Origin of the sequence: Gottfriedia sp. NPDC056225 (genome assembly GCF_042267765.1) — a bacterium.
Classification (GTDB): Bacteria; Bacillota; Bacilli; order Bacillales; family Bacillaceae_G; genus Gottfriedia.
Genome location: NZ_JBHJTJ010000046.1, coordinates 14,619 through 30,395 on the forward strand (window position 1 = coordinate 14,619; position 15,777 = coordinate 30,395).

The following is a 15,777-nucleotide window of genomic DNA, read 5'->3' on the forward strand; positions in this document are numbered from 1 at the left end:
CTAAAGAAAATGCCATTTTAGTGGGCTTCCTCACTCGTCGAAAAGTCACCAACTTACTCCGCCGCTGTGCTTCACACTTCTTGCATTAGGGTCTATCTTTTCGTCTACGGGTCTCTCGATTTACCGCATCTCCTTCAGACAATACCTCACGATAATGCCCTAGATTAGACTTCTCGAGCTAGGTCAGTCTCCTCGAGGATGGATTTTCACCATCTGGAATTCATTATTTTATCCTTCATTCAGTCGTTATACCGAAGTGTCGTCTCTGTCTAAATAAAATAAATGAAGGGCGCTGACTAGTTCAGCACCCTATGCGACTGCCCGTCGCACAACGAGCTGCAAGCAACTCGTGATCTTCAACTAACGCACGTGTTAGCCATCCATGAAGCTCAAATTATCATTTCTTATTGATACAGATAGGTAAAGGTTTGAAGTTATCGCTCCCTTTTCCCCCTGTTCACACCGTACGTGCGACTTTCACCGCATACGGCGTTCCAACTAATCCAATTTATTCTTTTCTATGTATTAAGCAGACGATTGCTTTTCTTCCAATTTTAGATTATTTGATTCTGACATTTTAGTCGTAATAAATTTACTTTTTCCATTTGCTTACTAGTAAGTTTAAAGGATTTCAAAAGAGTTTCTATTTTATCTTTATCCTTTAGATGAAGCAGTTTATGTATAACTTTATCTACAATAATTAGGTTTGAATAGCTATCATCCTTTGAAAGATGATAAGGATTAATGTGATGACAATGCCATCCATTTATCCCTAAATCCACTCCTAATATGGCACATTTGCCATATTGGGCAATAAATTTACTGATTCGATTGTCATTGTATTCAATTGATCGATTTGGAATGAAGTTTCTCATGATGTAAGTAAGTATATTTCTATCGATGGCTTTTAAGTTATTATGTATTTTCGCTCTACCTTCGGCAGTGAAGTTACATATCGTTTGTGTAAAACAGTGTGGTAATTTCCATCGTTGGGCATGGATAGGGACAAATACCATTTGCTGTATCTTATATAATTTACTTTCATAACCTTTGTACCTTTTCTGTAAGGTCTTAGTCATATCATGAAAACTTGCCTCTGTTCTAATATTCTTTAGTTGATTGTATAACGTTTTGCGTAGATGATAATTTAACTTATTTAGATTAATAGTAATTTGAGAGGCAACAGAATAATAGTTTTGGATTCCCATTACCACTGTATTAAAATTCCAAACAGTCTGAGTGCCAGTTTTTTTCTTAACCAATTTTATAGCTTCCTTTATCTTTTGGAAGGCGTTTGCTTTTGCCTTCTTTGACATATCGGACCTTGCTACATACGTTTTTCCTTTTCTTATGGCTTTTACTGAAAAGCCAAGAAACTCGGAAGAGTTCTTCTTTAAATTGATAATTTTAGATTTCTCTTCACTTGTTTCCAGATGTAGTCTGTTTTTTAGGAAGTCTTTCAATGCGTAATTCATTTTAATTGCCTGTGACCTTGTCCTACACAATATTTTAAAATCGTCCGCATAACGGACGATAAAGCACTCTTTCAAAGCTGTTTTCTTTAACGACTTATACTTGCTGCCATTGCTTAAGTAAGTATGGTTACTTTCAAACGTTTCCCATTGTTTACTTATCCACCAATCCAACTCATTTAATACAATGTTGGAAAGTAGAGGAGATAATATTCCTCCTTGTGGGGTCCCTCTTGTAGGAATACCTACACCTTCAATCTCTGCTTTTAACAGTTTAGATATAATAGAAAGAAGTGGTTTATCCCTTATGCCTAGTGACCACATTTGCTTTAGTAATTTACTATGATTAACGTTATCAAAGAAGCCCTTTATATCTACATCTATACAATGGTAGAGCCCAACTCGATTTATAAGAAACTCAAATCTAGCTTTGGCATGGTGTGTGCTTCGATTTGGTCTGAATCCATAACTATGTTTATGGAATTTCGCTTCACATATTGGCTCCAAAATTTGAAGTATACATTGTTGAAAGATTCGATCCCAGATTGTTGGAATCCCCAATGGTCTAGTTTTTCCTTTTCCTTTCGGAATGAAAACACGCCTTACTGTTTGAGGCTCGTAACACATGAACATTGTTTGAACCTTTTCTATTACTTTTGTAACTGATAGATTTATAATATCATCAATTGTTAATTTATCTGTTCCCGCAGTTTTACTACCTGTATTTCTTTTAATGTTTCGGTAGGCAAGTCGAATATTATCTTCAGAACACATTAGTTCTGTTAAATCATAGAAGTGATGACCACTGACACTTTGGGCATAAAGTATGTCAAAATAAGTTTGCATACTGTAATATTCACTGTGTCTCAGTTTCTCCCGTTTCAATAAGTCGGTTTCTCCTTTCGAAGTTAAACCTCTTTTAGTCTCACAAGAACCTTATTAATCGATAAAGAACTGCCTTACATGGTTGAATAAATCTATATTAGTCTAGTGGCTATCCCTCCATGTGGATTAGACATTTCATTGGTACTGTGCCACCACTTTCACTGATATAAAGGCAAGTTATACAGTAACTAGTATCATTAAAGCTTTCCTTGCCAACGTTTCATAAGAAGTAAGCCCTCCACGTTATCAGCTTACAATGTTGAATTATATCTATTATAGAATGAACTTAGATGCTTCCTCTGAGCCTGTTAGCATTCATACGCCTGTAACGTATCATGGATTTTCATATTAGTTAGTTTTACTCATCCACATCTAACCTCACAATTTGGTGATATACACATTTCCATGTATCGCAGGTATAGACCCGTAAATTCAGAAGTTCGTCAGCTTAACCTTTTTATTTTAGGTTTATTTGCATTCTCACCATATTCATTCAACTCAAGCATTATGAATTACACCACTCCATCGAGTAGGCTTTCGTCAGCCAAACTGGTACGGTAATTTCTCACACCTTTTCGCCGAGCTTATAACACGATCATTCTTACCAATCCAGTGCTATTCGACTAAGAGAGAACCCTTCAAGGCGTTACCCAATCATTTGATTCTTCGATATAATCCTTCAATTCCGAAAGGAACTGTCTAGCCTTTACTAGAGTAATGTGACCATTCTCCATTTAAGCTAGAAACATTTCGCACAACTAAACTGCCATTTAGCCACCCATGCAGCGCAAGCGCTGCACCACAGCGAATGAAAATATATGGAAAGTGTCTATACTGATACTGATTTTATCCAGTCAACTGTTATCACTAGGATTTTTATATAACTCTACTCTTTTTTTTACGATTGAGCAGAGTTTTCTTTAGTATTGTCATTTATCTAATTATGAAGAAACTAATTTTCATGGTAGTTTAAGTGAATTTTTTCACAAACTTAAATCCAACGAACATATAAATAACAATTTCGTTTGAGATCCTTCTTTAATTAAATAGCGCTTTATCGGGGTAACTTTAACTTCATTCAACAATTCCTTAAATCCATTTAATTCAGTTGTTCTGTTCCTTACACCATAAAATATCTTTTAAAATCATTTAAAGGTAAAAGCTCCATTACTCTATTTAAAGCATCACACCTTTTTTTAATGTATAAAGTTTTTATACCTTAAAAAATAGTAACAGTGTAAGCAGTTCTATAGTTTTAACCATACTATATCGATAATATTGTTATTAATATCATCATCATATTCATATATTTATTTTTGTTGTATGCATTGACATATATGTCTACATTATCATTAGTACCATGAATGTAGATTGTGTTTTTATGTTATTTCAAATAATGAAGTATAATTTCCTAGTGCATTCATATATTTAATCCAGTAATTTTTTACAACAATAGTATAAGTGATCAATTAAATGTAACACGTAAATCAGGACTTTATTGAAAAAACCTTCGTATTTAATAGAATTAAAATCCCAACTAGTAGAGAAATATTAAAAATGTTATTAAATAAATATTTTATAATACACATATATTGTTATCATACACGTTATATATCGTAGTAATATTAATATAATTGAATGTTAATACTATTTATATTATCATTATATACATATTAATTAACATATACACCAACATATACGAAATTATATATCATTATATTAAGATATACATATATCACATTATCAATATTAGTATTATTATTGAACAATTTATGTACAACATTATCATCTATACAGTCAAAACTTTATTCAACATAATGATATATGATGTCATATATCATTATGTTAATTTATACATATACCACTACATCAATATTGGTATTATTATCGAATTATTTATATACAACATTATCAATCTTACAGTCAAAACATTACTCACTATAATATATATGATGTCATATATAATTGTGTTAATTTATACATATGCCACTACATCAATATTGGTATTATTATCGAATTATTTATATACAACATTATCAATCTTACAGTCAAAGTATTCCTCACTATAATGATATATGATGTCATATATCATTATATAAAAAACTACATATACCATATAATCAATGATAAAATTATCATTATTGATTTTTCTTACATATTACAATTCTATTGGAAATATTTAGATACACCCTTTTAATGTTTAATGATCTGGTTACACATTTTTTAGAAATATCAAATGTCAGACAGGAATTTGTATATAAAACTAGAAATCTACTAATTATCTAAGTAAATCAAATAGATTTTCAATAATAACAACAAACGTATCATATAGGGTACTATATATAATGACATATGTTATAATGAGAAATTATACACATACTAGGTTATTGATTTAAATCTTATATTTAGTAGATATATAATCATTGTTCAATTCATTTTTAAAATATTCATCTATTTTTTTGAAAGAGGTGTTAATCTTGACAGCAAAAATTGTCACATTCGGTATTAGTAAGGGTGGATGCTCTAAATCAACAAGTAGCGGTATCACTTCCTATCTATTAAGCCAAGAAGAGAAAGTGTTAGCTATTGACATGGATGGTCAAGGGAACTTAACTAGTTTCTTGACCGGAGAATATGACATTTGTAGTATCTTTGAAGAGAAGAGCATTTTAGAGGCAATCTTAAACGAAGATGCACGTTCTTACATAATTAAAATTAAAGAAAATCTGGACTTAATCCCATCTAATGATTTTCTGGCAACATTACCTAGAAGGATGTACGAAAAGGGGTTAAAGTTAGACGCCTTACAAAAAGCTCTTGAGCCTGTTATGGAGGACTATGACTGGATTATTATCGATACACCGCCAGCTTTATCCGAACAAACTGTATTACCATTAAGTACATTCTCCGAAGCTGGTAGCTACGCTGTTGTCATGTTTGATGGTTCCATGTTTGCTTACTATGCGATTCCAAAGTTTTTGGAGATCATCGAAGGGGCAAAAGAACGATACAATCCAACCTTAGAAACATCTGGTATTTTGTTCTCTTTGATTGATGCAAGGGCGAAAGAAAATGATGTGATGGAAGAAGCAATTGAAGAAGATTATCCTGGTCTAAAATTCCAATCTATTATTCGAAGAAAAGCGGCTACGAGACGTTTAGCCATCACAGGTTTTGAGGAAAATGCAGAATTAAAAGCAGCATTAGAATACTATATTCCCTTTGTGAAGGAGTTGAAGGAACGTGTCCACAAAAATCAACCTCAAAGATAAAATAAAAAAACCGAATGCTACTCAAACCTTCTTTAATTCATATGAGACTGATGCAGTTAATGAGAAGGATGACAACAAAGTAGATATCAAAAAAGACGTTGAGAACAATAACACAAATGATAATAACACAGAAAACGTTGAAATTATGAATCAAAACAATAAAATTGAAAACAAAACATATGTCATCAATGACAACGATGTTATTGTTAATGTTAAAACTGAAGATGAAGAAGATGATTATCTTCGAAATCTCGCTGCTGGAAAAAAGACTTTGAAGAGAAAAGAAAAGAAAGTCTTTACTTCTTTTTACATGGATCCTGATTTGGCCACTGAAGTGGATAAAATTGCTGCTAGAGGGCAAAAAGGGGACAAATCAAAACTTATTAATCAGGCATTGCGTAAATTATTAGAAGACTATGGTGTTTTGTGATCCATTAATCAAAAAAAAATGAATAAACTAGAAACTAAACAATTATTCTACTAATAAATTCTAGACGATTTGTGTTTACGAATAAACTCTATAGGCAAGAAAGCTGGTCATTACAGATCAGCTTTTTTATTTTTAAAATTTATTGTTCAGAAAGCCTCTTATTAAATTACAGGATTTCTTTACTTATTAGATTAATAAAAATTGAGTAGTATAAAAAAGTATTACTAGAGTGTTACTTAACTATTGAAAAAGTGTTATAAAAGTGTTATTTTTATACTAAAGGAAAATAAATCCAACTTAGGAGATGATTGTCAATGGAATTTAAGATTGCTTCGCTAGATGCTGGAAATGATAGTTTAAAAGGTTTTATTGGTGGTCTTTCTGAAGAAAATCGTATATACATACCGAATGTTATTAAAAGAATGGATTCACGATCTATGTTATCAGATGAGAATGAGCCAATTGAGGAACTACATGTTCATGTCACTTCTAGGGCTTTAAAAGAATCAGCAATCTATGCGGTTGGTAATTTAGCTGCGAAAGAAGTAAATAACGATGTCGTATCTTCTCGTGTTAAAAAAGGGGATTCTGAGCAAACAATCATTCTACTTCTTACTGCACTTGCATTGGATGCAGCTAAAGATTCAGATAAAGACGTAATAAACGTAAAATACTTATTGAGTACAGGCTTACCCTTAGATGAGGTAAAAGATGATGAAAATGCACGGATTAATTTTAAGAAAAAACTGATAGAGAGTATGCATGAAGTGAAATTCGAACAAACCCCTGGAGGGTTAAAAGGAAAAACAGTTCGAATAGAGTTTGAAGACGTTATTGTAAGTATTGAGGGATATGCAGCAATGATTAATCTAACGATGGACGATCATTTTATTAAGAAAAATCAAGAACTACTGTCTAAAAATCTACTAATCACGGACATTGGTGGAAATACTAGAGATAAAGCGATTATACGAAATGGAAAAATTGATAATGAAAGCTCTGAAGGGGATATTGCTGGGATTGGTAATTACCTTGATTTAATAAATAAAGATTTAGACCGGGAATATAGAAAAACCATTTTCAAATCAAGACGCCAACTTGTAGAAAATATTATACGTGAGAACGATCCATTTATTATTAAGCCTGATGGAAAGCCTGTATCAATTAAATCAACTGTAGATAATCATCTACAAACTTACGCTCAATTGCAATACAACGATATCATAAGCACATGGGATAATGTTGGCGATCTAGATGAAATTTATATTGTAGGTGGTTCGGCAGCTATCATTCGCGAACAATTAGAAGGTTTAAATAAAGAAGGTAAAGGATATGAACTACATTTTTTAGAAGCAGATGAGAGTATTTGGAGCATTGCAAAGGCATACTTCAAAATCCTATACATTGTTTCTAAAAATAAAGGGATTAAACTAGGCTTACAAAAAGTAGGTGTTTAATGCGTGTCAAATAAAAAACCATTAGAACCTGGTAAAACATTTTCAATTAAGCTTCCAATTGAGATAAGTGATGGAACATTGAAGTTTTTAAATGAATTAGATAAGCGTAATTCAGAAATATTAAATCTTCTTGAAGCAGCAGCAAAAAAAGCAAATGCAGAATCAATAAGTGATGAGTTAAATGTACGTTTAGATTATAAACTTACATCAGAAGACAGAAAGTTATTAGATGATCCGGTTATCCAAAAATCAATTTCTGCATTTATTGCCATGATGATTGGTAGTAAAAATAACATCCAAACACAAAGGCTTTATCCAACTAATCATAATGAAGGTACCAATGAAAAGGAACCAGAAGAAGATTTTTCTGATTTTGCAGGAATGCTAGATTTTGAGTAGACATTATTTGAACAAATTCAAATTATGAAAATAATATAAGAACTTACGACAAGATCGAGAAATCGGTCTTGTTTTTCATAATTTGAATTGTAAGAAGTGAAAGTATACGTAAGGCGAAAAATTTTCTAATCGAAGAGAATTTCCAGGACGATTTAGTTTGTCTAACTTAACTCCCTTCATCAATTGATGGAATTACAATAAGTTACTCAAAACACCCTTTCACTTCAAAGATAATAACATTGTAATTATTGTTATATATGTTAACATATACTAAGACATATGTTTTAATATTTACATATACAGATATCATATTGATATTATTGTAATTAATACTAATTAATTGTATGTTTTTTTTATACTTTACTATCCTTTTAAAACATTTTATTACAAACTTTTTCTACATTATTTAGTTTACAATAGGTCATTTCACCTTCGGAGAAGAAGCTTACACTTGTGCAATCTGAATTTTAAGGATTACGTCTTTATTCTTTAATTTAGGCGGTGAGGTTCAAGTAATATTATCAAGTATTTTACAAATAGGAGGATCATATGAAACGTATTTTAATTCTTTTGTTTTGTGCACTTCTTTTATTTGGATGCTCAATGAATACAAAACCAAAAAGCAAAATAAATCAAATCATTGGACTTGTTGGTGTAACATCAAATAACACAATTATATATTCTGCAGATAATGACAGTGACCTAATCAATTCTATTAAAAAGGGATTTGATACACATAAATTGGAAATAAAACAGATTGATATACCTGATTTAAGACTAACCTTTATTAATGGTAATGGTAAGAAAGAAGTATATGAGGTAAATTACAAGCACAGTGTCTATACATATGAAGGTGAAATTTACAAACTTGATTCCAGAACAAAAAAAGTGCTACAAGAAAAGTTTATGAATTAAATAGTTAGGAACAATTTCATTCGTTATTCCAATGTATTCATGTGTGAGCGTGCCTAGATGAATCCGAATTATTCTAACAAATTATTACATTTTTAAATTCTTACTATCTTTGTAAAAGAGAAACCGCCAAACCACAAAGGATTTGGCGGTTTCTTAATTTTCTATTTAAAAATATATGTTGAAATGTGCCGTTTAATATTTAAGAGTTGATCGAATTTTTCAAAATAAAATTCGTATCAATTTTATATATAATCTACTTGTAATTGTAAGAAAATTCCAAAAAATAAAAAGGAAGGACTTGGTATGGCTGAAAAAAGTATATAAGAAAAGTATTGGAATGGTAGTATCATCTAAGTCTTTATTAATACAATTTTTCAAAGCGCATTATCCTCGTGCCCCTACATTATGTATTACAAACCAACAATAGAAAAGGTTAGAATGGCAAGACAACTTTACATATAAGTTCTAATTACACAAATTACAGCAGGCCAACACGCTTCCTTGTAAAATGGACTATTTAGCCAAATCTATGAACAATGTTGAAATTTTAAAAAATACAAAAATTAAATCATTTTAAAAGTATTAATACTGAAAGAAAAACAGATTTGAAAATTTTAAGTTTACTAGAGAAGTAAATTTAACTAGATAACCTCCTTTTTTGGGTTTCACAGAAAAAATTTTTTTGATTCATGTATCGATGAAACAAATTTCAATGAGGAGTTGATTAAATGAAAAAATATGGTCTTATTTCTACTAGTTTGATTTTAAGTACAGCATTGATTGGTCCGATGAACACTCCTGTTATTCATGCAGAAAACAATATAAATGCAGATGAGATTCTTTCGCAATTGCCAGAAGCACAGAAACAAGCTTTAAAAACATTGGAAAGCACAGAACAAACAGGACTACACCTTTCTCCTAATGTGAATTTAGAAACCAATTCTGAAGTACCTGTTATTGTTGAGTTCAAGGAAAGACCAGCCAAAGCTGCTGTAGTAGAAGCAAAGGCTCATGGAATATCCTTAACTGAGACAGAAGCAAAAGAAAAAGTAGAAACCAATCACAAAAAATTCAAGAGCGATATACAGGAACTAACATCTGCAAAAATTACTAGAACATATAGATATTCCTTCAACGGCGTAGCGATGAAGCTGCCTGCCAATCAGGTAAAGAAATTGTTAACTTCTTCTGCCGTAAAAGCTGTTTTTAGTAACGAGGAGGTACGCTCTGAACCTGTCATTCCGCAAGAAGAAGTGCAAGGAGGTGGTTCGGGAATCGGTCTTAGTCTTTCTTATCAAGGCGTGGACAAGCTTCATCAGGAAGGGATAACAGGAAAAGGTGTAAAAGTAGGCATAATTGATACCGGAGTGGATTATCATCATCCTGATATAAAAGGTGCATATAGGGGTGGATACGATTTTGTAAACAACGATGATGATCCTATGGAAACTACCTATGAAGATTGGAAAAAATCGGGTGCACCAGAATTTGATGTACTGACGGGTGTACCATATAATACATTTCACGGAACTCATGTTGCGGGTATAATTGCTGGCCAAGGTAAAAATGAGAGTGAATACAAAATGATAGGTGTCGCTCCTGATGTGGATTTATATGCCTATAAAGTATTAGGACCTTATGGACATGGTACCACAGATGCAGTTTTAGCTGGGATTGACAAGGCTGTAGAAGAAGGAATGGATATAATCAACCTTTCCTTAGGTGCTGGCATCAATAATCCTCTATACCCAACAAGTATTGCCATTAATCAGGCAGTATTAGATGGAGTTACAGCTGTAGTCTCTGCAGGAAATAGCGGAAATAGTATGTACACTTTAGGTTCTCCTGGCACTGCAGCACTAGCCTTAACTGTAGGAGCAAGTGATGCACCTTCTCAACTATTAACTTTCAAGGGTGTACTCCAATTTGGAACAGAAACTATAGCTGCGGAATTGCAGCAAATGGCCAATGGATATGCTGATCATATCGAGCAATTAAATGAAAAAACCTTCTCGATTATCGATGTTGGTCTTGGTGACTCAACTGGCTACAAAAACAAAGATGTCAAAGATAAAATCGTACTAGTAAGCAGAGGAACTACTACAATCAACGATAAAATTACCCTTGCTAAGCAAAAAGGAGCTGCGGCTATCCTAATATACAATTCAAATCCTGAAGAGGGCCAAATTCCTGCCTTTTTAGGTGAAGGGTTGGATTTCATTCCAACATTCTCTTTAACAAATGCTCAAGGACTAGCCTTAAAAAATAAAATAACATCTGAAAGTACTTTTACTTTCAATGAATTAACAAAAATACAAACTGAAGGGGATACATTGGCTGATTTTAGCTCGCGTGGTCCAACACGCATTACGTACGATATTAAGCCCGAAGTAGTAGCACCAGGCGTTTCGGTATTTTCTACTGTGCCGTCTTATGTCATCAATAAAGAGAATCCAAATGATTATCAATATGCATACCAACGACTGTCAGGTACATCGATGGCAGCACCTTATACAACTGGTGTCGCAGCTTTAATGCTTCAAGCAAAGCCAGACTTGGAACCAAGTGATATTAAATCCATTCTAATGAATACGGCTAATCCATTAAAAAAGGATTATAGCGTACTTGAAGTAGGTGCTGGACGGATTAATGCATATCAAGCAGTCCATTCCTCAGTAGAAATTGAAGTACTTGATGAAACACCTATGGTAAAAAATGGGAAGGTAAAATCAATCAAAAATAAAACAGGAGAACTTAGTTTTGGTTCTGTAGATCTTAGAGAAGATGTAAATGAAAAGCGTACCCTTAATCTTAGTAATACAAGTAATGAAACAAAAATATTCGATGTGAAAGTGCAGTTTCAAACAGGTGAACGTGGAGCTTTAGATGCTAACAAAAATGGTGTGAAACTATCGGTAGAATCAACCACCAAACTTAAAGGTAACAAACAAACAAAAACTAATGCTTCCCTCTTTATTCCGAAAACGGCGGAAAAAGGGATCTATGAGGGACATATCGTTTATACAAATCAAGAACATCCTGATGAAACCTACCAGGTTCCATTCGTTGTACACGCCGTTGAAGAAGGAATTGGAATGTTTAACACCTTATCTCTGGGGATGTCTAGTGATCGTTACAGAGGGTCATTGAGTTCGGCTACAAGCAGTATAGAGGCGCAACTTCAACTTAATTCCAATATGAAAAATATTGATTTTACTTTGATTGATGGTAAAACCAATCAAGATCTAGGATATCTTGGATCTTTGAATGGGTTGCAATTAAGTGAAGGTGTGCAATATTCAATAACAGCCTTTAATGGAACTTATTATCCTTTCGATAACAGGTCTCCTATTGGAATCAGTACAAATCCTGTATTGGCCAAACAAGGTTATTATAAAATCAAAATGATCGCGACAAGCGACACTGGTAAACAATTCACTGAAGTTCGAGAGTTTGTAGTTGATAATGGCAAACCGAGCTATAAATTTGCCGTTCCTGATGTAATCGAGTTTGAGGACGGTCAGAAAACAGTTACTATTTCCGGTTCTGTGTATGATCCAGATATTGAGGTATTCAAAGCAGCCGGTATGAATATAGACCAATCTGCCAATAAAATCATCACGATGGTCGGAGGACAAGGGAATATACCTGTAAATAAAGATGGTACGTTTAAATACGATATGCCTATAGGTTCAACTAATAGATACATTAAGTTATATGCGGTAGACCCAGCAGGTAACGGTGCTTTTGGTGCTCCTAAGGTTATCAAAATTATAAAAAAAGGAACCCCATATTATGAAGCGACCTTCGATCATGAAAGTGCGAAACCAGGTGATACAGTCAAAGTAAAATTAGTTTTAAATAACGCTGCTGATTTCCAAAAGAACAGTTTAACATTTTCATTTTACAAAGATTATTTTGAACTTGTAAATATCGAGCTACTTCCCGAAGCTCAGCAATTAGGGGGACTAAAACTGACAAAATCAGTAGTAGACCAGGGATCTACTATAGTAAACAATCTAACCATTGAAACAGCTGAAGGAAATACACAAACTTTAAATGGACAAATACCTTTAGCAGAAGTCACATTAAAGGTAAAAGATTACCCGTTTGATATTAAATCTGATGGTTCTACTATTTACACACGCTCTACTAGTAATTATCAAAATCGATCTGGTAAAACGATATATCCAGTATATAATGAACCCTACATTGAATTTGTACCAACATATTCGAAAGTGAGGTCCTTATTATATGCTCAAGGTTTATTAAACAGCGCTGGAGCTTTTGATACTACAAGAGAATATAGTAAGATTGGAGCAGACGTGTATATCGAAGATACAGAAGGAAATACGATTAATCAAATCCTTAATAAATATGGATCAATACAAGCCTTACATCTTCCTCTTACAGATCAACCTCTTCGCTTGTATGTAAAAGTACCCGGTCATTTTAAAACAATTTATAATTTCGAAATCGGAATGAAAAGCAGTACCGGAGAATTGATTGGTCAGTTTGCAAACTTGAGTGTTCCTACTTCTCTTGGAGGAGATGTCAATGGAGATGATGTCATTGATATAATGGATGCACTCTACATTCAAACGTATTGGGGAACGAATAAACGGGATGCCGATATCAATTTTGACGGAACAGTAGATGGGAAAGATTTGGCGTTTGTAGCGAAAAATTATTTGTTACAAAATCCCACAATAGACTCTCCTCCAATACCTAAAAAACAATTTAAAGGAAAAACGTTAGATGTGATTAAGAGTGAATTAGGAATAAAATAATGACACTTATAACCACTGGGTAAAAAATAATTACAATACCCCCTACCAAAATTCATGAAGGTTGGGGGTATTTATTATATATTAAGAAAATATAAATTGGCGTCGATGACGAAAAACTGACATAATTCCCAATTTTAGGAACTCCTAAAACTATTAATCCTCTATTTTATCCATATTTTCTAAGTTCTTATGTTGTTTATCTTTTCCAACATGGGTATAACTAGAGGTAATTTCACTTGATGTATGTCCTAATTGTGTTTGTAAACCAATTAGGTCTTTGTTTGCAGTCCAATGCTTTGTAGCAAAAGTATGACGTAATTTATGTGGTGTTAGTCGCTTATTCACATTAAACGCTTTTGAATATTTCACTACTAGATCTTGAATAGTACGAGTAGAGAGAGGTGAGTAGCTACCGTTATATTTCGTGAAAAATACATGTTTATCATCAGGTGCACAACCGTAATTCTCGACTCTAGTTTGTAAATACTCTTTTAATTCATCCATTGCTCTTGGATTTACAGTTACTTGAACCTTACTTGAATGACCTTTTCTAAATACCCCTAATGAGTTTTCTTCAAAATTGATATCTTCTATTTGTAAAAAAGCAAGCTCAGATAATCGTAATCCGCTACCTAAAAAGAGTGATAAGATGGCTAAGTCTCGATTCTTATCCCTTAAAAAATACCTCAATTTAATAGGGGATAGTGTCTTTTCGTATTCTGCAGCAACAAAGTCCAAAAAACGCAAGTCTTCATTACCCTTATATATTTTTTGTTCAAATGAATCCGCACGTTTCACTGGATCTGAACTTACTTTAGTCGTTTCAATCTTAGCAAATACATTTCGATAAAAATATGGTTCTTTGGTTATAGGATTTTCATATTTTTGTGTTAAAAAGTTAAATAAACTTTTTAACGCACTAATTCGTCGATTTACTGTTCTTTGTTCATATTTACCATCTAAGTAACCTTGGAACTCTTCAACTTCATTTAAAGGTAACTCTGCAAGAACTGAAATTGGTATATGAACCGGGGATATAGAATCTATGTTTAAATATTCTAACACCCAATTATTGTCTGCTAAAAAGTAAAAAAACAGTTTATAATCATTTGCATAGTTAAATAGAGTAGTAGCCGATCTCTTCCTATTTTTCTGAAAGTACTTAAACACATATGGCGGAAGAGAAGGGAGCAACATTTTTAATTGATGTAGGTGCTTTTCTTGTTGTAGATTTTTGGTCTTAACTTCAAATAACTCAATATCCTTAAGAGTTTTTGATGTATGGCTCATGTTATCATCCCTTATTGCTTTTTTCGACACAGTTCGCATATAATCCAATTTATACGCAGACTAATTAACATAACTAAATTATTAAAAAGTATCAGCAATTTTTAGTATATGTTGAGTAAATTTTTTAAAATCTCCAAGATGATTCTCAATAATTTTTTCAACGATATCGAGGTTAACACTTTGATAATCATGAACAGCAATATTTCGAAAACCTACCATGGCTTTTAGTTTCATAGATAATTCTTGGTCTAGAAGGGAATTCGCAACTAATAAATCAAACGCATCTCGACTTGTTTGTGGTATTCCTAACTTTCTAACGGCTACCAAGTGCATAGCTAAATCAATACATGCTTCACAAGCTCTTTGTATGTTTAGAATAATAGAATCTTGTTTTGTATAATCTTCTAGATTAGACGAATTGTTATCATATACTTCATTTATTCTTGAAATACAACGTTCTATTGTGGAAATTTTATTTAAAATTACTTGATTATTCAAAAATAGAACCTCTTTTCTTAATGTCATCTATTATTTCTTTCCGTTCTTCATTTAATTTTGCATACATTTTTAGAACTTTTATTTCAAAATTAATTCTCCGTTCAATATCTGAACAGTATATCACCTTGCCATTGTGTATAATTTCGGCCTGGAATACGGTTGAAGAAGTGTTTAAATCAATTAAATCGACGTTATTATTTAAAAGGTTTGCAAGTTCTTGAGATAATATAAAACGTTCATAATTGCTTAGTTTGGTATCACTTAGATATGCTAAATCAATGTCACTATCTGGTCTCATACGTTCATCAGCAGCTGAACCAAACAAGATTATAGTATATGGATCAATTTTTTTTATTAATACGTTTATTA

General features: G+C 32.6%; 10 protein-coding genes. 6 read left to right on the top strand and 4 right to left on the bottom strand.

Annotated features, from left to right (window positions below):
- Window positions 1–554: 554 nt before the first annotated feature.
- Window positions 555–2,357: a group II intron reverse transcriptase/maturase gene (gene ltrA / locus ACFCYN_RS20960; protein WP_483867247.1), complete on the bottom strand. Its 1,803-nt coding sequence runs from the start codon at window positions 2,355–2,357 to the stop codon at window positions 555–557.
- Between the two features lie 2,477 nt (window positions 2,358–4,834).
- Between ltrA and ACFCYN_RS20965 the strand changes: the two genes are divergently transcribed.
- The 6 genes from ACFCYN_RS20965 to ACFCYN_RS20990 all read left to right on the top strand — a co-directional run bounded on the left by ACFCYN_RS20965 (window position 4,835) and on the right by ACFCYN_RS20990 (window position 13,620).
- Window positions 4,835–5,629, top strand: coding sequence for a ParA family protein (locus ACFCYN_RS20965; RefSeq protein WP_375951526.1), 795 nt, complete (start codon window positions 4,835–4,837; stop codon window positions 5,627–5,629).
- Window positions 5,601–6,059: a ribbon-helix-helix domain-containing protein gene (locus ACFCYN_RS20970; RefSeq protein WP_172447953.1), complete on the top strand. Its 459-nt coding sequence runs from the start codon at window positions 5,601–5,603 to the stop codon at window positions 6,057–6,059. Before ACFCYN_RS20965 ends, ACFCYN_RS20970 begins: the two co-directional genes overlap by 29 nt.
- A gap of 314 nt (window positions 6,060–6,373) precedes the next feature.
- Entirely contained in the window at window positions 6,374–7,516 is a 1,143-nt protein-coding gene (locus tag ACFCYN_RS20975) for an Alp7A family actin-like protein (RefSeq protein WP_375951528.1), read from the top strand.
- A gap of 3 nt (window positions 7,517–7,519) precedes the next feature.
- Window positions 7,520–7,915 (top strand): hypothetical protein, encoded by a 396-nt coding sequence (locus tag ACFCYN_RS20980; RefSeq protein WP_375951530.1) that lies wholly within the window; start codon window positions 7,520–7,522, stop codon window positions 7,913–7,915.
- A gap of 549 nt (window positions 7,916–8,464) precedes the next feature.
- Complete coding sequence (locus ACFCYN_RS20985) at window positions 8,465–8,830, top strand: hypothetical protein (protein WP_375951532.1); 366 nt, start codon at window positions 8,465–8,467, stop codon at window positions 8,828–8,830.
- Between the two features lie 776 nt (window positions 8,831–9,606).
- Window positions 9,607–13,620 (top strand): S8 family serine peptidase, encoded by a 4,014-nt coding sequence (locus tag ACFCYN_RS20990; protein ID WP_375951533.1) that lies wholly within the window; start codon window positions 9,607–9,609, stop codon window positions 13,618–13,620.
- 153 nt (window positions 13,621–13,773) lie between these two features.
- Here ACFCYN_RS20990 and xerS read toward each other — a convergent pair whose 3' ends face one another.
- The 3 genes from xerS to mntA all read right to left on the bottom strand — a co-directional run bounded on the left by xerS (window position 13,774) and on the right by mntA (window position 15,775).
- Window positions 13,774–14,910 carry a tyrosine recombinase XerS gene (gene xerS, locus ACFCYN_RS20995; protein WP_375951535.1) on the bottom strand — a complete coding sequence of 379 codons (1,137 nt, stop codon included), beginning with the start codon at window positions 14,908–14,910 and terminating at the stop codon, window positions 13,774–13,776.
- Between the two features lie 81 nt (window positions 14,911–14,991).
- Entirely contained in the window at window positions 14,992–15,408 is a 417-nt protein-coding gene (hepT, locus tag ACFCYN_RS21000) for a type VII toxin-antitoxin system HepT family RNase toxin (protein WP_375951537.1), read from the bottom strand.
- Complete coding sequence (gene mntA, locus ACFCYN_RS21005) at window positions 15,401–15,775, bottom strand: type VII toxin-antitoxin system MntA family adenylyltransferase antitoxin (RefSeq protein WP_375951539.1); 375 nt, start codon at window positions 15,773–15,775, stop codon at window positions 15,401–15,403. The genes hepT and mntA overlap by 8 nt, the downstream gene beginning before the upstream one ends.
- Window positions 15,776–15,777 lie beyond the last annotated feature (2 nt).

What these genes read in the sequence shown, in the direction of transcription:
- ACFCYN_RS20985 (WP_375951532.1), top strand. Translation starts at nt 8,465, where the DNA reads ATGAAACGTATTTTAATTCTTTTGTTTTGTGCACTTCTTTTATTTGGA.
- xerS (WP_375951535.1), bottom strand. Translation starts at nt 14,910, where the DNA reads ATGAGCCATACATCAAAAACTCTTAAGGATATTGAGTTATTTGAAGTT.
- ACFCYN_RS20975 (WP_375951528.1), top strand. Translation starts at nt 6,374, where the DNA reads ATGGAATTTAAGATTGCTTCGCTAGATGCTGGAAATGATAGTTTAAAA.